General features: G+C 43.7%; 22 protein-coding genes and 1 pseudogene. 6 read left to right on the forward strand and 17 right to left on the reverse strand.

What is annotated here, in order from left to right; all coding sequences use genetic code 11:
* Positions 1-2 precede the first annotated feature (2 nt).
* Positions 3-1,583 carry a DHA2 family efflux MFS transporter permease subunit gene (locus MD588_RS08350; protein WP_265696632.1) on the forward strand — a complete coding sequence of 527 codons (1,581 nt, stop codon included), beginning with the start codon at positions 3-5 and terminating at the stop codon, positions 1,581-1,583.
* Positions 1,584-1,639: 56 nt separating this feature from the next.
* On the opposite strand, the pseudogene MD588_RS08355 reads toward MD588_RS08350, so the two are convergent.
* Together MD588_RS08355 and MD588_RS08360 are read right to left on the reverse strand one after the other, a co-directional pair.
* Positions 1,640-1,849 (reverse strand): annotated as a pseudogene (locus tag MD588_RS08355) (AzlD domain-containing protein); the annotation flags it as partial.
* Between the two features lie 83 nt (positions 1,850-1,932).
* Positions 1,933-2,820: a DMT family transporter gene (locus MD588_RS08360; protein ID WP_265696634.1), complete on the reverse strand. Its 888-nt coding sequence runs from the start codon at positions 2,818-2,820 to the stop codon at positions 1,933-1,935.
* 372 nt (positions 2,821-3,192) lie between these two features.
* On the opposite strand from MD588_RS08360, the gene MD588_RS08365 reads away from it, so the two are divergent.
* Positions 3,193-3,648 carry a hotdog fold domain-containing protein gene (locus MD588_RS08365; RefSeq protein WP_265696635.1) on the forward strand — a complete coding sequence of 152 codons (456 nt, stop codon included), beginning with the start codon at positions 3,193-3,195 and terminating at the stop codon, positions 3,646-3,648.
* 116 nt (positions 3,649-3,764) lie between these two features.
* Here MD588_RS08365 and MD588_RS08370 read toward each other — a convergent pair whose 3' ends face one another.
* From MD588_RS08370 to MD588_RS08385, 4 genes are all read right to left on the reverse strand, one after another.
* Positions 3,765-4,208, reverse strand: coding sequence for a hypothetical protein (locus tag MD588_RS08370; RefSeq protein WP_265696636.1), 444 nt, complete (start codon positions 4,206-4,208; stop codon positions 3,765-3,767).
* 160 nt (positions 4,209-4,368) lie between these two features.
* A complete protein-coding gene (locus tag MD588_RS08375) occupies positions 4,369-4,914 on the reverse strand; it encodes a 3'-5' exonuclease (protein WP_265696637.1) in 546 nt (181 codons plus the stop codon).
* Between the two features lie 176 nt (positions 4,915-5,090).
* On the reverse strand, positions 5,091-5,648 hold the full coding sequence (locus MD588_RS08380; RefSeq protein ID WP_265696638.1) for a DUF6515 family protein: 558 nt from the start codon (positions 5,646-5,648) through the stop codon (positions 5,091-5,093).
* Positions 5,649-5,662: 14 nt separating this feature from the next.
* On the reverse strand, positions 5,663-5,920 hold the full coding sequence (locus tag MD588_RS08385; RefSeq protein ID WP_265696639.1) for an EF-hand domain-containing protein: 258 nt from the start codon (positions 5,918-5,920) through the stop codon (positions 5,663-5,665).
* Positions 5,921-6,377: 457 nt separating this feature from the next.
* Here MD588_RS08385 and MD588_RS08390 point away from each other — a divergent pair, with 457 nt between their 5' ends.
* The 4 genes from MD588_RS08390 to MD588_RS08405 all read left to right on the forward strand — a co-directional run bounded on the left by MD588_RS08390 (position 6,378) and on the right by MD588_RS08405 (position 9,872).
* On the forward strand, positions 6,378-7,082 hold the full coding sequence (locus MD588_RS08390) for a GntR family transcriptional regulator (protein ID WP_265696640.1): 705 nt from the start codon (positions 6,378-6,380) through the stop codon (positions 7,080-7,082).
* Positions 7,083-7,090: 8 nt separating this feature from the next.
* Positions 7,091-8,038 (forward strand): sugar phosphate isomerase/epimerase family protein, encoded by a 948-nt coding sequence (locus tag MD588_RS08395; protein WP_265696642.1) that lies wholly within the window; start codon positions 7,091-7,093, stop codon positions 8,036-8,038.
* 181 nt (positions 8,039-8,219) lie between these two features.
* Positions 8,220-8,597 (forward strand): RidA family protein, encoded by a 378-nt coding sequence (locus MD588_RS08400; protein ID WP_265696643.1) that lies wholly within the window; start codon positions 8,220-8,222, stop codon positions 8,595-8,597.
* Positions 8,598-8,609: 12 nt separating this feature from the next.
* Positions 8,610-9,872 carry an MFS transporter gene (locus tag MD588_RS08405; RefSeq protein WP_265696644.1) on the forward strand — a complete coding sequence of 421 codons (1,263 nt, stop codon included), beginning with the start codon at positions 8,610-8,612 and terminating at the stop codon, positions 9,870-9,872.
* 199 nt (positions 9,873-10,071) lie between these two features.
* Here the strand turns inward: MD588_RS08405 and MD588_RS08410 are convergent, their stop codons facing one another.
* The 11 genes from MD588_RS08410 to MD588_RS08460 all read right to left on the reverse strand — a co-directional run bounded on the left by MD588_RS08410 (position 10,072) and on the right by MD588_RS08460 (position 17,035).
* On the reverse strand, positions 10,072-10,551 hold the full coding sequence (locus MD588_RS08410) for a cupin domain-containing protein (RefSeq protein WP_265696645.1): 480 nt from the start codon (positions 10,549-10,551) through the stop codon (positions 10,072-10,074).
* 223 nt (positions 10,552-10,774) lie between these two features.
* Entirely contained in the window at positions 10,775-11,413 is a 639-nt protein-coding gene (locus tag MD588_RS08415) for a glutathione S-transferase family protein (protein WP_265696646.1), read from the reverse strand.
* Positions 11,414-11,537: 124 nt separating this feature from the next.
* Positions 11,538-12,044 carry a GNAT family N-acetyltransferase gene (locus MD588_RS08420; RefSeq protein WP_265696647.1) on the reverse strand — a complete coding sequence of 169 codons (507 nt, stop codon included), beginning with the start codon at positions 12,042-12,044 and terminating at the stop codon, positions 11,538-11,540.
* A 67-nt stretch (positions 12,045-12,111) separates the two neighbouring features.
* Entirely contained in the window at positions 12,112-12,957 is an 846-nt protein-coding gene (locus MD588_RS08425; protein WP_265696648.1) for an MBL fold metallo-hydrolase, read from the reverse strand.
* A gap of 411 nt (positions 12,958-13,368) precedes the next feature.
* Entirely contained in the window at positions 13,369-13,674 is a 306-nt protein-coding gene (locus MD588_RS08430) for a hypothetical protein (protein WP_265696649.1), read from the reverse strand.
* A gap of 251 nt (positions 13,675-13,925) precedes the next feature.
* A complete protein-coding gene (locus MD588_RS08435) occupies positions 13,926-14,288 on the reverse strand; it encodes a hypothetical protein (protein ID WP_265696650.1) in 363 nt (120 codons plus the stop codon).
* Positions 14,289-14,425: 137 nt separating this feature from the next.
* A complete protein-coding gene (locus MD588_RS08440) occupies positions 14,426-14,773 on the reverse strand; it encodes a hypothetical protein (RefSeq protein ID WP_265696651.1) in 348 nt (115 codons plus the stop codon).
* Between the two features lie 111 nt (positions 14,774-14,884).
* Complete coding sequence (locus MD588_RS08445) at positions 14,885-15,418, reverse strand: 2'-5' RNA ligase family protein (protein WP_265696652.1); 534 nt, start codon at positions 15,416-15,418, stop codon at positions 14,885-14,887.
* A 133-nt stretch (positions 15,419-15,551) separates the two neighbouring features.
* On the reverse strand, positions 15,552-15,989 hold the full coding sequence (locus MD588_RS08450; protein WP_265696654.1) for an excinuclease: 438 nt from the start codon (positions 15,987-15,989) through the stop codon (positions 15,552-15,554).
* 180 nt (positions 15,990-16,169) lie between these two features.
* Positions 16,170-16,517: an SH3 domain-containing protein gene (locus tag MD588_RS08455; protein WP_265696655.1), complete on the reverse strand. Its 348-nt coding sequence runs from the start codon at positions 16,515-16,517 to the stop codon at positions 16,170-16,172.
* Between the two features lie 140 nt (positions 16,518-16,657).
* A complete protein-coding gene (locus tag MD588_RS08460; RefSeq protein ID WP_265696656.1) occupies positions 16,658-17,035 on the reverse strand; it encodes a hypothetical protein in 378 nt (125 codons plus the stop codon).
* Positions 17,036-17,216 lie beyond the last annotated feature (181 nt).

A 17,216-nucleotide genomic window follows, 5' to 3' on the forward strand; every position in this document is an offset into this window, starting at 1 on the left:
CGATGAGTACGTCAGTAGCCTCCGCAGAGGAAATCCAATCCTCGCAGCAAGGAGCCGAAAAACAACCCAGCAATGCCGTCCCCCGCCGCCACTGGATCGCCTTGATCGGTGGCCTGATTGGCGCATTCATGGCTATCTTAGACATTCAGATCACCAACTCCTCGTTAAAGGATATCCAAGGCGCACTCTCCGCCACTCTGGACGAGAGTTCCTGGATTTCAACCTCGTACCTGGTGGCTGAGATGATAGCGATCCCATTGAGCGGCTGGCTTTCCAAAGCACTGGGGAAACGCCGCTATCTAACCGGGACCACCGTCGTCTTCACCCTATCATCACTGTTGTGTTCCATTTCATGGAATATGACCTCGATGATCACCTTTCGGGCGCTACAGGGCTTCAGCGGCGGTGCCCTCATCCCGCTGGCTTTTTCCTTGGTGGTACAGCTACTGCCTATCAATAAGCGTGCGATTGGGATGGCCATGTTTGGCGTCACCGCCACCTTTGCTCCGTCAATTGGGCCAACCCTTGGCGGCTGGCTAACCGAGAACCTGTCGTGGCACTATATTTTCTACATCAATATTCCGCCCGCAATCTTGCTGATCGCTATGGTTCGCTATGGACTGGATGATGAGCCACTGAATATACAAAGCCTGCTCAAAGCCGACTGGATCGGTATCGTTACCATGGCACTGGGACTGGGTTGTCTGGAGGTGGTATTGGAAGATGGTAACCGCGAAGAGTGGTTCAGCTCCGATTTTATTGTCACCCTGGCAATCATCTCAGCAGTCAGCCTGGTCTATTTTGTGATCAACGAACTGCAGCACAAAAAGCCATTGGTTAACTTGCGGCTGCTTAAAAATGGACAGTTTGCAATGTCATGTCTGGCCTACCTGATTCTCGGAATGGCCTTGCTGGGATCAATTTATGTACTGCCGCTCTATCTGACCCAAATCCAGCACTACAATGCGATGGAAATTGGCGAAGTGTTAATGTGGATGGGTTTCCCGCAGTTGCTAATTTTCCCGCTAGTGCCGAAGCTCACTAACATCATCAAGCCTAAATACCTTGTCACCTTTGGCTTTGTGATGTTCGGACTTAGCTGCTATGTAAACACCCATATGACAGTGGATTTTGCCGGCCCGCAACTGATATTTTCGATGTTGCTTCGTGCCATCGGCAGTCCGTTTATCATGGTGCCGCTGTCGCTGGTCGCTATGCAAGGGATCAGCAAGGCGGATACCCCCGATGCCTCGACGCTGACCAATGTCATGCGCAACCTCGGCGGGGCTTTCAGCATCGCGATCATTGCAACCATGCTGGACAACAGAACTCGCGAACACTTAGCTCATATCAAGACCGCACTACCAAGTGTCAGCAACGATGCCTGGCATCAGATGCAACAGCAGGCTAGCTTCTTCATGCAATCGGGCAGCGATGCCGGAACAGCAATGATGCAGGCCCAGGCATCTTTGATGGCAACGATGCAGCGTGACGCCGCAATCCTGGCCTATAACGATGCCTTCCTGATGATGAGTGCCTTTCTGGCTGTCGCAGCCGTGATTATGCTGAGCTCGAAAAGTTAAGTAATAAAAGGCGAGTGCCTAATTTCCAGATTCTAGGTTCTCGCCGATTTCCCTCTCTACCCCATCAGGCTATTGAGCATGAAAAAGATCGCCATACTGATCACCGTTGTCATTAGTACATTTTTCGTTTTCCACGCCAGCACCGCTGCGATGGTGGCCGCTATCAAGTATGAGTTGGTCAATGAAACAACTAGCTTCCCTTCGGGCAAAAATACAATAGGTGCCCAAATAGCCGTTAATACCGCGGGATTGGAGTAGCTCAGCATAGCCCCCTCAAAGCTAACCATAAAAAAACGGCAATAACTTTAGGTTATTGCCGTTAATCGCCGAGTTCTTAACTCAAACAGACTTATGCCGTAGCCAGTTGCTGATGGATTGGTTTTGGTTTGCGCTGTGCCAGCGCCACACCAGCTAACACCATACTACCGCCGATATAGTGATAAACCGCCAACTGCTCACCCAGCATCACGCTGGCAATACCAGCCGTAATAACCGGCATCAAATTCATAAACATCGCCGTACGATCAGCCCCTAGACGCTCTATTCCCTGCAACCAGCACCAAGGCGCAATCACAGATGCCGGAATCGCGGCATACATGATTAAAGGCAAGGACTCAGTGGTAATCCCGACACGCTCACTACTCAATAGCATCGGCGTCAGCATCAACACGGCCAGTACTCCCTGAACATACACAGACTGCCAATTGCTCAAAGGCATCTGCCAGCGCTTGAGCAATACACAATATAGGGCATAAACAAATGCAGCCACCAACAGCAGTGCGTCGCCTTGAGTAATACCCTGCGCGGCAAGGTTACTGATGTCACCGTGGCTCAGCATCAGCACCAACCCGGCTAAAGACAGCACAGCACCAACAATAGCCAACGGCAACAGACGTTTCCCTAGCAGTGGCACACTGAGGAACATACTAATCAGCGGAACCAACGAGATAATCAAGGCCATATTGGTCGCCGTTGTCGTCGCCGCCGCAAAGTATCCCAACGATTGGTTGAGCACCATCCCCAACAAAGCAAGGAAGGCCAACTTGGCAATATATGGTCGGATCACCGACCAATTACGTACCACGGAGCGAAGGACAAAAGGCGTAAGTACCAGCATGGCAAAAAACCAGCGATAGAATGAAATAGCACCTGGATCGATCACACTGAACGATAGCTTGTTTACAATGGCGTTCCCTGCCCAAATTGAAACGGTTAACAAGGGGAATAAGTAGAACATGGTCTGCCTTTAATTACGTTTACGGATATACCCAATTAAATTGGGTATATAAAAAATTACTCTTCATTTCAGTCATATTCTGGCAGGTCATTTTAGATATAAATATCTCTAATCAGACATCATGCTACTATTGTCAGACATTTCCCAAAGACACTTGTAGCACATGAGCTCCCAGCACTAGTTCACCTCACCACAAAACCACTTAATGCTCTGAAAATAAACAATTTAATTTTCAAATCTGTATTAGCAACAGTAATCATTCCAAATAAGAAAGAGTGATCATGCTTAGAGGAAAGTAAACGGAGTGATTGATTTTCATACTGCCCCGCTGTAGCGTGGTCTGACCAGGAGAATTAAAAGAAGGAATTTTCAGTGCGTAAAAATCTTAAAATCTATAAGCGCTTGTCCAGTTTGCCTTTTGGCCGTCAGATATTCACATTCGTTGTCTGCCGAATGGCACCATACTTTTCCTCTATCAAGCCACAGATCCGCGAGCTAAAACCCGGGTACGCCGAAGTTGCGATTAAAAAGCGGCGCAAGGTAACCAACCACCTCAATACGGTTCATGCAATAGCTATGTGTAATATGGCAGAGCTCGCGGGCGGTATGATGACGGATGTAACCGTTCCGGTAAAAAGCCGCTGGATCCCCGTAGGTATGACCGTCGAATACTTACAGAAAGCCAAGACAGATCTTACCGCTATTGCATCGGGAGATGGCATTGAGTGGGATACCGAAGGGGATAAGAAAGTACCGGTCGAAGTTAAGGACACTGCAGGCAATCTGGTCTTTCGCGCTGAAATTACCATGAATGTCCGGTTGGCCTGATGAATACCGCCATTTACGAACAATGGCGGTAAATTTTCAAATCAGTGCCTTGCCGACGCGACCTACCAGCTGAGTCATTCTCGCTGGAACTCACATCTACGCTAGTTTTGCTATAGCTATACCGTCGCCTCTGGCGTTTCTTCTGGCAGCCACTTGAACATAAACTCAAACAGCTCCTGCTCTGTAGGCTTACCTAGCTTACCATTGATAAGCGAGCTCATTTCCAGCAAATGCCCCACCTTGGCCGTAGGCCGATACGGTTCGTCGAAGGCACGGAGTATCGAGGAGTGTGAGTGATAAAAATGTGCAGCCGAAGCCGCTTCAGCCATCGTCTTATGCTCTGATATTTTACGAGGGCAATCCCAGGTCGCTCCATCAAGAACATACACACCTATCAGCCCCGTATCGATGTAACTTAGCTCATCAACAAACGGGACATTCCACCAACGTCTCAGTTCATCATGGTCCCTTTCTTCGTTCATAATGTCGCGACGGGGAAAATGCTCCTGTGTACGTTCATTTCGGATAGGAATGTTTTGCTCGGTAAACTCAATCTCCATCTATTTGTTATCCAATCTAACAAAAAAGATATGAATATTACCGCATATAACATATTCACACAGGTTAATACCCAATAGTTTTAGTTATAGATGGAGTGCGGGTAGCTTGGGAATAGCATAAAAAAAGCCGCTAAAAGCGGCTTCATAAAAATAAAGAGGATCATTCCTCGGGTAATACGAACATCGTCTTCGCTAGGCGCGCAAGGTTATACGCATCGACATACCCGGAGTGCTGTCGACCTTCCCATTCCACACCCGCCAAATCCATTGCCGCTCGTTGACCACAACGCTTGTTGTTCACATGGCGCTGCAGACGGAATAGTGTCGCCAAATTCAAATACTCATTGAAAGGGACCTTCAGCCCCTTCTCTTTGCATTCCGCCCGCAAGATCAGATCATCACGTCCCCAAGCGGCATAGATCTTATGGCGGCCACCAAACTTCTGCTCGATTGACTTGAGGATAGCCGCCAATGGCTTACCATTTTTTGCAATCACTTCCGGCTTGATACCGGTGAGTTCGGTGCAAAACTCGGAAACTTCATCATGCTCAGGCTTCACATAATGCTGCGCTCGCCGAACAATCTCACCGTTTGTCAAATCCAGCTCGGCCACGCCGATCTCAATAATTTCTCCGGTTCTCGACTCACGGCCATCATTCCAACAACACATTTCGAGGTCAAAGCAGACAATACGATTAAAATTCATTACTTTTCCGAGCACAACGCTAAAACTGGGCACGAAGGATACCATTTAGAGCGCTGTTCGCCAAAACAAGGAAGCATGAAAAGGCACTGTCGGAGGCTGATAACGAGGTAACTCGCTGTAATTAATGGAACTGTAGCCATGAAGAGGCAGAGAGTTGATGGCTACCCCCAAGTGTCTTACTTAACCACCACATACACAACAGCCCCGTCCCGGCTGGTCGGCAGAAAACGAAGCCCGTCTTTTTCAAAGTACTGGATCCCATCGATCACCACACTCTTGGCACCTTTGGGCAGCGAAGGAAAGACCCCTTCGACACCTGGCGACGACTCCGAACCAGCCACCGCTGCTGGAACCGCCGGAATCTCCGCGGACACCTCCACCCCAGGAGCATCCGTCAACAAATAGGCTTTCTGACCTTGATCCCACAGATACCAGACGGTTCCCGACCGGTAATAGGTCCTCCCCTTGATAAACACCGGACGGGTGCCCGCAGGAAGGCGTTTCACCACCGCACCGGCGGGAGGCGCGACCACAAGGTAGCCGGAAGGGGACGCCCGGTAGTAAATGCCATTGCCGACGAAATATTTTACGCCCTGGAGCACGACAGTGACCGCCCCAGGAGGGAGGTGCCTAACGGGAGTCCGTTGGTGGGCGCGCAATGCCGCGGCTTGCGCACAGAGGCTGGCGGTCGTCAGGAGCACCGCCAGCGCCATCAAAATACGTTTCAAGTTCATTCTTTGAGATCCCTTTACTGGCGGCGTCTGAGCTGCTCCGCTACCGCGAGCTCACCCTCTGTCAAATAGCCGTCACCGTCTGTATCTAACCGGGCGAACATCTTATCGGGATTTCTGCCCTTGGTGACGCCGTCAACAAACTCCTGTCGAGAAACCAGCCCGTCACCGTTCGCATCCAAGTTATTGAAATCAAAAGCACCACCGTTGGCATGGGCGTAAACCGCCATCGTTACCGCTGAAGAAAGTAGTAAGAGCTGTAGCAAGCGTGCCACCCTGTCCTCCGTTAATACCATAAACTAATGGAACGAAGTATAGGGAACGACAGGTAAGGGAACGTCAGGGTATGTAAGGTTTGGTAAATTTGCCGCCGCAGCCTTTGTAGCTGTCAACTCAAAGTGCCAATTTACAAACTTGAGTACATTTAGCTTGGTGATTCTGTCTCACTTAATCCATATCATACGAACAGCGTAGGTGTAGGGGTGGAGTCCCCCCACCAGCCCCCCCTTCACATATGTCCATCCAATATATGATCAATTATCAAAGTCCAAACTTCGATAGAGGCACTAGTTAAGCTAACAAGTGGAGTAATTCTAAGTATTTTCCAGTCATCGATTCACACTTTGTTACAAAGCCCACAAAATTAGTATTGTTTTTTCGAAAAATCTTGAGAATTTTTTTGACGCAATTACTCTACACCGACAAATTGGTTTAAACCAGATAGAGATTTTAATGGAAGCAACTAATTACGTGGATGCTACTCGTGAGCGTTTTGAAGCTTGGTTATTGAAGACCAACTTACCAGCAGGGGCAAAATTACCTTCCGAAAGGGAATTATGCGAACTATTAGATACGAAGCGAATGACATTACGACAAGTACTAATAGAGCTGGAAGTAGAATCACGGATTTTCAGAAAGAATAGAAGTGGTTGGTTTATTACACCTAGTCGGTTTATGTATAACCCAAAATCTCTCTCCAGCTTTAATGCAGAAGCCATAAAACAAGGAAGACAACCCTCTTGGGGATACTTAGAACAAGATTTAGCTCAATCCTTACCATCAGAAATAGAACAAATATATTCTCTTGAGAAAAGCACATACAAAGTGACGGGCTGGGGTGGCCTTGATAAACACAAGGTGTTTTACCATGAGTCTTATATTGATGCTAATTTTGCTCCGGATTTCATAAAGAAATTGAAAAGCCAGTCATTTGCTAAGGTATGGGAAGAAGAGTATGGACAAGCTCTAACATTAAAAAAACTATCATTCAAACCTGTAAATATGCCTGTATTTGCCTGTAAAGAATTGGGGGTAGCTCCAAACTCTTTTGGGATTTTAATTGAAAAACATCGCGCAACAAACGATAAAAAAGTAGTTCAAATCGACTTGGAATATTGGCGATTTGAATCTGTTGAATTAGTTATTGATGATTTATAAGGGGAGTCATGAAAAATATTGACCATTCTTTACTTGCAGAGCGTGCTCGCAATATTCCATTGTATTTACACGCTTATGCTTTCCATCTAAATATGCGGTATGAACGTTTAATACCTAGTGACTTACTCGATATTGCCCATCAGCAGAGTTTGCGTGGTGTAAAAATCCATGTCGAAGATGGTGAATCGCAGTCTCTTCAAAAGCTTAGCTTAGGTGAATTAACTAAGTTTAAATTAAAAGCTCAAGAGTATGATTTGGATATCCATATTGAGACTAGTGCGTCTGATAAAGCCACATTAGATGAAGCGATTCGTATAGCAAAGGCTACAGGAGCCAGTTCGATACGTTTTTACCCTCGTTATGAGGGGCATCTATATGATGTAATGGCAAAAATTTCCGGCGATCTAGATTATTTACGACAGTATGACAACTGTGGATTGAGCTTTACCATAGAACAACATGAAGACCTTAAAAGTCACGAGTTGGTCACGCTGGTAAAGAATAGCGGAATGAAGAATCTATCAATACTCTTTGATTTTGCAAATATGATAAATGCAAATGAATTACCATTGTCGGCACTTGATGCTATGGCTCCTTATATCACTCAAGTTCATGTGAAAGATGCCAAAATCATCAGAGAAGGTTCAGGTTATGCTCATGAAGCTTGCCGCACAGGTCATGGTGATTTACCAATCAAGGAATTGCTAGTCAAGTTGTTAATGCTGGGTCAAAAGCGACAACAAATTACAGCTTTTGGTCTGGAAGAAGAAGTTGATTATTACGCGCCTGCATTTCGATTTGATGAAGAAGACGGAAACCCATGGATTCCATGGCGTGATGCTAGTTTGACCCCACTACCTGATGCGGAATACCTTGAAGAGCGACTCAAGTTAGAGAAAAAGCACGCATTGGATCAAATTACTTATATTAGAAACTTGTGTGAAGAATTGACCTAAATAACGCATTGTACTCCAAGCTTAAATAACATTTATTCCATCGATAGAAATGGAATGAATACCCTATAAAAATATACCTCTGACAATGGGATTTTATTAAATTAATCTCCCAAGCACAGACTTATATAAAAATAATTTTATTTAACAAAGTAAAAACATTAAGTCTAGGATTATAACAATCATGAAAATAGAAACAAATAATGCCCCGAAAGCTATTGGCCCATATTCTCAAGCTGTAGTGGCTGGAAATTATATCTATGTGTCAGGCTGCTGCCCGTTTAGCGCTGAAGATGGTTCTGTCGTAGGAACAACCATTGAAGAGCAAGCCAAACAGGTAATGGAAAACCTGAAAGCCATTGTTGCTGCCGCTGATCTCACCATGTCTGATGTAGTAAAAACAACTTGCTTTATCAGCGACCTGGAAAACTTTGCTACATTTAATGCAATCTATGCTGACTACTTTTCTGGAGGCACTTTCCCGGCCCGTTCTTGCGTCGAAGTCGCTCGTCTGCCTAAAGACGTACTGATTGAAGTAGAAGCCGTTATATATAAAAAATAAGGATGTATTTTTATGTTAATGAATAAATGGATACGTCTGTGTTTCCTTATTTTAGGCGGCGGTACCATCTTTAAACTGTCCAGTATGAAAGATGTGTTCTACGTTCCTATGCAGGAGGATTGGGGCCTGACAAATACTCAAATTGGTCTGAGCTTTACGGTTTATACCATTGTCCAGACAGCGGGCCTTTTCCTGTCGCTATATATCGCTGACCGTTTTTCTAAAAAAATTCTTTTACCCATGGGGTTGGTCGGGGTTGGGTTATGTGGCCTTTATCTGTCTACACTACCTCCGTTCACCGGGTACTTAATTTGCTTTGCGGCAATGGCTTTCTTCGCTGATGTTCTTTACTGGCCTGTATTACTTAAAGCCGTTCGACTGCTTGGCTCTAAGGAAGAACAAGGGCGTATGTTCGGTTTCCTTGAGGCTGGACGTGGCATCGTTGATGTCATCGTCGCTTCTGGCGCACTGTTCATATTTGTTCAATTTGGTGAAGGTAAAGCAGGTATGCAAGCAGGCCTAATTTACTATACGCTGATCACTATCGCTGTCGGTATAATCACCTACTTTATCGTTGATAACGATGACAAGGTTGAAAGCAAAGATAATGCAAGTGCAAACCTCGAAGTCCTTAAAGGCATTAAGCACGTACTCACCTGCCCTAACGTATGGCTGGCATCGTTCGGTGTTTTCTTTGTCTATGCCGCTTATTGTGGTCTAACCTACTTTATCCCGTTCCTGAAAGATATTTATGCTCTTCCTGTAGCCCTTGTTGGTGCCTACGGCATCATCAACCAGTACGCACTAAAAATGGTCGGTGGTCCGATTGGCGGCTTCCTGGCAGATAAAGTTGTTAAATCTCCGACAGTCTATTTGAAATGGACTTTCCTGATTTCGGCTATTGGTATATTCCTTTTCATGCAGTTACCGCATGATTCAATGAATGTTTACTTAGGTATGGCCGCAACGTTAGGCTTTGGAGCGATCATCTTCTCTCAACGTGCAATTTTCTTTGCACCAATGGATGAAATCGGAACACCGCGTAAGTACGCCGGATCTGCTATGGCCTTTGGGTGTATTATCGGGTACATGCCAGCCATGTTCGCATATACGCTTTACGGCTGGATGCTGGATAATTTCGAAGGAATTACCGGGTATAACTATGTATTCAGCATCATGATGGCATTCAGCCTACTAGGCTTTGCCTGCTCAGCAACACTTACCAGAAGAATAAAAAAGCAAAAACAGCTTACCACAGCTTCTGCAACAGCTTAACGAACAGGAAAAAAGCGGCTTCTTAACCTCTTTGAACTGATGACAAAGCCCTGGCAAGTTGAGTGACAGGGCTTTTATCTTAGGAGAAGGCTCAATAAGTATCAAAGCCATCAACACTCGCCGGTAGGGTATGGAGTGGGGTGCGCTTGGAGAGTTCATCATGGCGCACCATGTTACGGGGGGTGGTATTTATAAGTTCCTATCCTTCACTGCGGCTCAGGCGTCGAATAATACCCTCATGTTGTGGATACATTGCCATTAATGTTTCTTGGCTAAACAGCTCAAAGTCATTAAAGGTAAACCCAGGAGATACCATGCATCCCACTAAAGAGAACCCCGGACGATTCATTGCCGAACCAAAAATACATCCCTTAGGCACCAGAAATTGCGGTCGTTCACCTGCAGCAATATCAAGGCCCAGTTGCGCTGTCGTCAACTCACCTTGTTCTGAAATCATGTAGATGGTTAGCGATTCACCCGCGTGGAAGTACCACATTTCGTCGGCGGTTAAGCGGTGAAAATGTGAAACCTCACCAGTACGAAGCAGAAAATAGATGCTACTCCATAGTGAACGTGTCTGGTCGAAATTGCTCTGTGAGCTATAAGAAGAGCAGTAGTATCCCCCTTCAATATGCTGTTCCAGTTCTAATAGTTGAATGTATTCATCAGCTGTGTACATAAATAATACTTATTCCCATAAATATGTGGTCATACGCGAGAGTAATTGCATGCAAGAGAGACTATAGATTCAGCCATATCTGACTGTGTAAAATTCACTAACAAACAAGACAAACCATTAAACTCGCTGTTGGAAGTTTATCAGCTGCTCGGTTGCTGCGTTAAATCTATTTGATATGAAGGGGCTATAAAAAGGCTCGTATCAATATATTTTTAAATGAACTCTACTCAAACGGTATGAGATCGATGCCTTCTAACTCACAAACAGCGCGAATTGTGGGGTGTTCAGACAAACGTTTCAGATATGCGGCTAAATGTTCAAAATGCAGAGGTGACTTTGTAATTGGTAACGACCATTCAGAAAGCATAAATAAGAAAAAATCACAGGCTGTGATACTGTCACCCAGCAAATATTGCTTTCCTTCCAACTGAGCATCGATCACTGCTAATGCATCTGCTATTCGATCATCTTGCGCTGCTACAACATTGGGAATTGTACTTTCATCATTTGTGTGCCGATGAGGATAGTAGCGAACCATCAACTCAGCTTGAAGCGTATTATTTAGATAGGCTAACCATTGGAAAAACAGTGGCCGCTCTTTGCTTCCTAATTTAGGAATTAACTCATATTCAGGGTGCTGTTCACATAAATGAACACAGATTGCTGGGCTTTCAAAAATTGCAGTACCATCATCGATCAAAGTGGGTATACGGCCTACTGGGTTTAGTTTTAAGTACTCTGGCGATTTTTGAGAATTGGACTTCTTGTCAACCAGCAGTAATTCATATTTAAGCCCCATATGATGCAACAGAAAATGAGGGGCTAAACTTGCATTATTTGGATAGTAATAAAGCTTGTACAAGTTATTCTCCTTGTCTAATTTTCAACGAAATTCATGGCCCTTGGCATAAGGTACGCGAACGCTGCAACTACAAAACTAATACACTCCAAACCACCGAGTGTAACGCGTCACTGTGATGGCCCTGTTACGTGCACTTTGCTAATACTGCAGTGTTTCTTGAACCAGATGACCTTTTCATAGGGTCATAAAAAGTATCAATAATTTCAAATCCGGCCTTGCGCATCATCCCTGCTGAAGCTGCATTCTCCTCATGCCTTTCGACGAAAACATTACTCGCATTACGACTACGGGCAACTAAAACGCACTCTTGAAGCAACTTACTACCCAAGCCTTTTCCGCTGTGACTTTTACTCACAACGACTTCTTTGATATAAGCGATACCTGAAAAGTCTGTGTATTTTGCAAGTTTGGCTGGAAAGGCGTCACTATGAATGATTACAGCAAAACCTATGATTTCCCCGTCTTCAACTTCAGCTAAAACAACCGATGCTTTCCCTTGATCAATCAATGTGAATTGAGTGGATATACTGTCTTCGGTAATGTAGTTCCAGTCATTTACCCCATCTCTTAACAGGAGGGTCCTCATATTCGAATAATCAACATCGTATAACTTTCGACAATGTATTTTCATTTCATATTTACTCTTTGCACATAACGCAGAACATAAGTTGCGCCACGATAAACTAAGCACATCGAAACTAAATGACGACACTACGCCCTGTTGGGAGGTGCTCGAGACGGTCACCAAGTACACCTTTCAGCAATCCATACGCTTTCATACCTGTGCAATGACCTGTGTAAAGCTTATCTATTGGGTAACTCTGTAACTCCCGTCCGATAGCCTTTATCTCTTCTTTGGTACCACCAATGCTATTAAACATTGGTAGCCCGACCAAATGGAAACCACCAACGACAGCCTTAATCCTTGTATTCGGGAAAAGTTCGATAGCAGTTTCCACCATATTAAGAACACCGCTATGCGCACAACCAGTAAAGACGACAAGACCATCGCTTTCTTTGATTATCAACAGTAATTCATGGTCAAACGTATCGGGCTTGCACCCCTGCCCCGAGTTAGTAAATAGGTATTTATTACCTTTAGGTTGTTCATACTTATCGCTGATGCTTGTAACTGCAAATATATTAGGAAATATCTCCGTTGTATCATCGACAAAAGTAACTCGCCCCTGTGCTTTGTCTAATAAGCTCTTATCAATACCAATATTGTTCTTGAACCCAAAGGCCTTGAAGCAATAGTCAGTATCTTCACACTCGCGAAAATACACCTGAGCTTTAGAGTTACTATCGAGAAAGTGAGTAACACCATTACAATGGTCATGATGCCGATGAGAGATAACCGCAGCATCTACGTGTTGGATTTCAATATCCAGCAACGCTGCATTATCACAAAACGCTTTACTACTACCAGCATCAAATAATATCTGCCGACCCATCGTATTCACATGAAGAGACAATCCCCTTTCCACAGCAAGATCGGGTCTGTTGTCTAACCGAGAATTATCAACTAAAGCTGTAAGTTTCATAATTACCTAATGAGATTGAAAGTCCTATCACGCTTAATACCGGACATAAGGTGCGCAACGACTAACCATCCGCGCACCGAACATCGCCCCAAAAATTCTGAGTGAAACGGCGCGACTCCAGGCTAACTTGATAGCTTTGTATGGCTAAATATCATTTAATAGTCCGCAGCTTTTAGATAAATAACAATATCATGCGGACTCAACTTTAACTGTAAAATAAATATACAAAAGTTATGTTCGATGAACGGATCAAACGGCATTGCAGCGTATAAATGACAAACTGACTACCATTGAAGTACTGTATGATTTTGATGATAAGAGGGTACTTGCCATAACATACCAGCGGGGGCCGAAAACCAGAATAAAGCGGTGGTTTGAGGCCCTCTGCTGCGTTCATAAGGGGTATTAATGCTAGAAATAAAATAATTGTTCTTGGCTTACACCATCTTCCCCGAAACTAATTAATCCAGCCCCTACAATTTCACCTATCTGCCACTTGCACCAGGCCTTACCGCCATCAACCACGACATCAGTGATCTCCATTTGATCACCAAACTTTTTAAGCTCGGTAATATATCCAGGCAAATCATCTTTTTTATAAACTGTACCATTTTTATCAAGAAGCTTATATTCTGCCGTCACATTAGCAGCAATAACGTTAGCATCTAAGCTTCCAAAGCCACTTGCATAGCCACCTAACTTATCTTCTGCTGACATATTCTTGCCCTCTACTTGCTTTAGGTAAAACTAACACCCAGTTGCAGTATAGTACTTAGCCCATATAACGCCTGCTATAAGTGTCCGCCCAAAGCAAAGCACATTACACAGCTGGCCAAACAGCCAGCTTTGAAAAATTGTTAGATTTCAATGTACGTAAGGTATCAGCTATAACGCCTAACATCAGTTTCACCACGGTGAACTTACTAGGCACACCTGACTTCAAACCAAAGCCGCCACCAATGCCCTTGTTAGTTTTCCAGCCCACAGCGTTCAACAGCACTTACTGCAGAGTCTTTTCCAAGATTTAATGACTCGGTGTAAATCTTAACCTTACTTCCTGAGGAATCACTCTCAATGTCTGCTAAATGTGTCAGTACACCATCGATAAATTGAGTCACCTCATAACCTGATGAGGTCGGCCTGTAGCCTACTACCGGACTATAAATTATATAATCTATATTCTCCCAACCATCAGCAATGCAAACTGCCATATGCTCCGGGCTTTTGAGACTATCTTGCTCTAAAACTGGTTTTGACGTGCGCAGCTTTTGAGGTGTTAGCGCGCACGAAGCAAGAGCCAATGTAATACTTAAAATTATGAATTTTCTCATGATATTCCTTGAAAGCTAACGCCTGCAATACGGTGTGTCCCGTTGAACCTACAAAGCACAATAAACTCTATACCAAAACCGCCGAGTCCAGAGAGTCACCTTGGTTACTTTGTAATAAACCTGACGATTGTTCTAGCTTATCTACTCCATGAACGTGGAAACTTGGAAAGAAACGTATAGAGAAGTGCTTCCTTTATCGTAAACTTTCTCAGAATACACATCACTAATGAAAATGTTCCAGCAACACAAACAACGCCAACATAAATAGAAAGAGCCATTGAGATGAAAAGTAATAACAAGGCTAATTGATAATTATCTTGAAGACGCATTGGTAAATCAGGATCAATCCCCAAAAGAGATGCTAGTGGTAAATGAAATTGTATAATCATTACGACACCAAGAAAAACACCAATACAACCAACAACAGATGTTATTCTTTGATATTTTAATGGTAATTTTTTCTGTAGGTTAATTGCTTTAATCATAATAATTAAACTCTCCGACCAAAACCTGGTTTATAACGCCAGCCATAACGAGTGTTCCACCGAAGCATCAAAATGCACGAATTTTGTATCAAAACCGCCGAGTGTAACGCATCACCTTGATGTTTTTATTAGCTCTCGCTCCCAAAGCTTAATTGATTTCATCACGTCCAACTCGTAAATAGAGATTTTTCTGATGCAATGTTCACTTACAGGTATCACCAAGTTTGAAATGATATCCTCATGGAAGCTCTCCACTGACGTCAAGCTCTTAAGCGTACAGTGAGGGTTGTAGGGAAACGGACTATCGTCAAAAACAATTGCGGTTTCGATTATCTTTGCATGAAGTCTGTCGAAATCTTCGCGTTCTGGTTCTACAAAAAAGATTTCTGTACCTGGGAAATGACTGATCCCCTTAAATTTAAACTGAATACAAGGTTGACTCTGGAGAACTTGCTCAAGTTGAGAAATTACCACGCTGAGCTTCTGCCCTTTGCTGATAGGTCCTACGCCAGATGAACCTGCTAAAGTTATTTCTTCAGGAAAATGGGCAATACCGGGTTCAAGTGTTACCCGTGTAGAATGAATCCAACTTGCTACTTCACCTGATAACTCTGCAACAATGTATGTTGGTTTAGATATTTCCATGTGTTATTCACTTCCTCAGAGAGCTAACGCCAGGCATAAGGTGCGCCACAACTAACCCATCAAGCGCACCATACTCCAAACCAAAACCGCCAAGGGTAACATCACCTTGATTGCCTTGTAGATGTCTTGAACTTTATTTAAGTTTTACAACTTTGCCGGTCAAAGCAACTCCTGAAACAAAAGTACCAGCACCACACTGAAAAGTCGCATTACTTGTTGTTAGATTATTTTTATAATTTGATTTAATATCAACAACTGCATTACCTCCTTCTTTGACTGCACGATCTTTTAAAGCAATCATTGCTGACAAAAATACCCATTGACATGATTCCAAGTCTGTTTTATTAAAAGCATTTGTCTTCTTGTTAGTTTTGAACTCACCCAACTCTTTAACTATCTTCCCATGAGGCTGAGTACCAAAATAAAATTCAATATCACTACCCAATTTTAATTTTGCTTGCTCCGTATTTAGAGCATCCTGTATTGAATAATCACTTACATCATCTTTAGCATTTGCCAGAGATGAAAAAGAAAACAAGCCAACAATTAATAATGCAATGTGTTTCTTCATGATATTTCCTTGTACTTTATGTTTAATTATAACCATCGAGTAGGTTGATTATTATAACGTTAATATTGAGTGCATAACGTCTGCGATAAGGTGCACCACGATGAATCCACCTGGCCCACTGTACTCCATACCAAAAATGCCGAGTGTAAAGCGTCAACTTGATGTTTTTATTATGTGAATTTACTCTTTGGCTAGGTGATTAAGAGGAGCCCATGCAAACTCTTCAGGTGTGTCACATTTTGCACTCCATATCCACCCATTTAGAGCTGACTTTGCAACAAGAAACTCACCGACTGATAGGCTATGCTCGATTGCATGATAATCCTCTAGTGTCGTTACATGGTTATCTTTTATTTCAAGTATCTGCTTGGGAACCCAGCCTTCTTTATTTTTGCCCTTACAGAATATCCAGTTAGCCCAATCTCCCTCAGGATTTGATTCTTCTATAAATTGAAGAATTTCACCTTTCTTTACTTTGATCGGATTCGAGGGTGCATCGCTATATTCTTTTACTACTTTGTATCGCATAAGCTTCCTAATTGCTCTATTCACATAACGCCTGCAATAAGGTGTGCCCCACAGAACGAGCCAAGTACACCGAACTCCGTACAAAAACCGCCGAGTGTAAAGCATCACCTTGATGGCATTGTTATGTAATTAAAGTATAATTACGGTAAAACATACTGAAGGTCTATAAATACACCATCTGTATAATTATTTTCACCACCGTGATGTAATTTTATTCCTTTACCACTTGGAGTAAATAGCCATAGCGGAGAGACTAATTTCACGTTTAGCGCATCTTCTGAATGACCTCGACTAGAAACAATACGTAGAACATCCCCGGTTTTAGCTTGAAATGAAATTGGCGGCTGTGCGTCTGACACACCAACCCCCTTAAAATAGATACTTTGAGCATTAAGAAACACCTCAATACTACAATCGTTTTCCAAACTATTAAATGGAGAGTTCCCACCACTTAATACATATTCGGGTAAACTCTCCACATTTACACTTTGCTTAGCATTAAAGTCATCATTGAGCAATCAGACCTCATACAGCACTTCAAGCTATATCGAAATCATTGCGAGTACGGAGCAATAATAGTAGCCATAACGCCTGCGATAAGGTGTGCCCCACTGAACCAACCAAGTACACCGAACTCCATACCAAAACCGCCGAGTGTAACGCGTCACCTTGGTGCCTTTGTTAGGCACGCGAAGTTAA

Origin of the sequence: Photobacterium obscurum (assembly GCF_026191635.1) — a bacterium.
Classification (GTDB): domain Bacteria; phylum Pseudomonadota; class Gammaproteobacteria; order Enterobacterales; family Vibrionaceae; genus Photobacterium; species Photobacterium obscurum.

What these genes read in the sequence shown, in the direction of transcription:
- MD588_RS08350 (WP_265696632.1), top strand. Translation starts at nt 3, where the DNA reads ATGAGTACGTCAGTAGCCTCCGCAGAGGAAATCCAATCCTCGCAGCAA.
- MD588_RS08360 (WP_265696634.1), bottom strand. Translation starts at nt 2,820, where the DNA reads ATGTTCTACTTATTCCCCTTGTTAACCGTTTCAATTTGGGCAGGGAAC.
- MD588_RS08370 (WP_265696636.1), bottom strand. Translation starts at nt 4,208, where the DNA reads ATGGAGATTGAGTTTACCGAGCAAAACATTCCTATCCGAAATGAACGT.
- MD588_RS08375 (WP_265696637.1), bottom strand. Translation starts at nt 4,914, where the DNA reads ATGAATTTTAATCGTATTGTCTGCTTTGACCTCGAAATGTGTTGTTGG.
- MD588_RS08380 (WP_265696638.1), bottom strand. Translation starts at nt 5,648, where the DNA reads ATGAACTTGAAACGTATTTTGATGGCGCTGGCGGTGCTCCTGACGACC.
- MD588_RS08390 (WP_265696640.1), top strand. Translation starts at nt 6,378, where the DNA reads ATGGAAGCAACTAATTACGTGGATGCTACTCGTGAGCGTTTTGAAGCT.
- MD588_RS08395 (WP_265696642.1), top strand. Translation starts at nt 7,091, where the DNA reads ATGAAAAATATTGACCATTCTTTACTTGCAGAGCGTGCTCGCAATATT.
- MD588_RS08400 (WP_265696643.1), top strand. Translation starts at nt 8,220, where the DNA reads ATGAAAATAGAAACAAATAATGCCCCGAAAGCTATTGGCCCATATTCT.
- MD588_RS08405 (WP_265696644.1), top strand. Translation starts at nt 8,610, where the DNA reads ATGTTAATGAATAAATGGATACGTCTGTGTTTCCTTATTTTAGGCGGC.
- MD588_RS08410 (WP_265696645.1), bottom strand. Translation starts at nt 10,551, where the DNA reads ATGTACACAGCTGATGAATACATTCAACTATTAGAACTGGAACAGCAT.
- MD588_RS08420 (WP_265696647.1), bottom strand. Translation starts at nt 12,044, where the DNA reads ATGAAAATACATTGTCGAAAGTTATACGATGTTGATTATTCGAATATG.
- MD588_RS08425 (WP_265696648.1), bottom strand. Translation starts at nt 12,957, where the DNA reads ATGAAACTTACAGCTTTAGTTGATAATTCTCGGTTAGACAACAGACCC.
- MD588_RS08430 (WP_265696649.1), bottom strand. Translation starts at nt 13,674, where the DNA reads ATGTCAGCAGAAGATAAGTTAGGTGGCTATGCAAGTGGCTTTGGAAGC.
- MD588_RS08435 (WP_265696650.1), bottom strand. Translation starts at nt 14,288, where the DNA reads ATGAGAAAATTCATAATTTTAAGTATTACATTGGCTCTTGCTTCGTGC.
- MD588_RS08440 (WP_265696651.1), bottom strand. Translation starts at nt 14,773, where the DNA reads ATGATTAAAGCAATTAACCTACAGAAAAAATTACCATTAAAATATCAA.
- MD588_RS08445 (WP_265696652.1), bottom strand. Translation starts at nt 15,418, where the DNA reads ATGGAAATATCTAAACCAACATACATTGTTGCAGAGTTATCAGGTGAA.
- MD588_RS08450 (WP_265696654.1), bottom strand. Translation starts at nt 15,989, where the DNA reads ATGAAGAAACACATTGCATTATTAATTGTTGGCTTGTTTTCTTTTTCA.
- MD588_RS08455 (WP_265696655.1), bottom strand. Translation starts at nt 16,517, where the DNA reads ATGCGATACAAAGTAGTAAAAGAATATAGCGATGCACCCTCGAATCCG.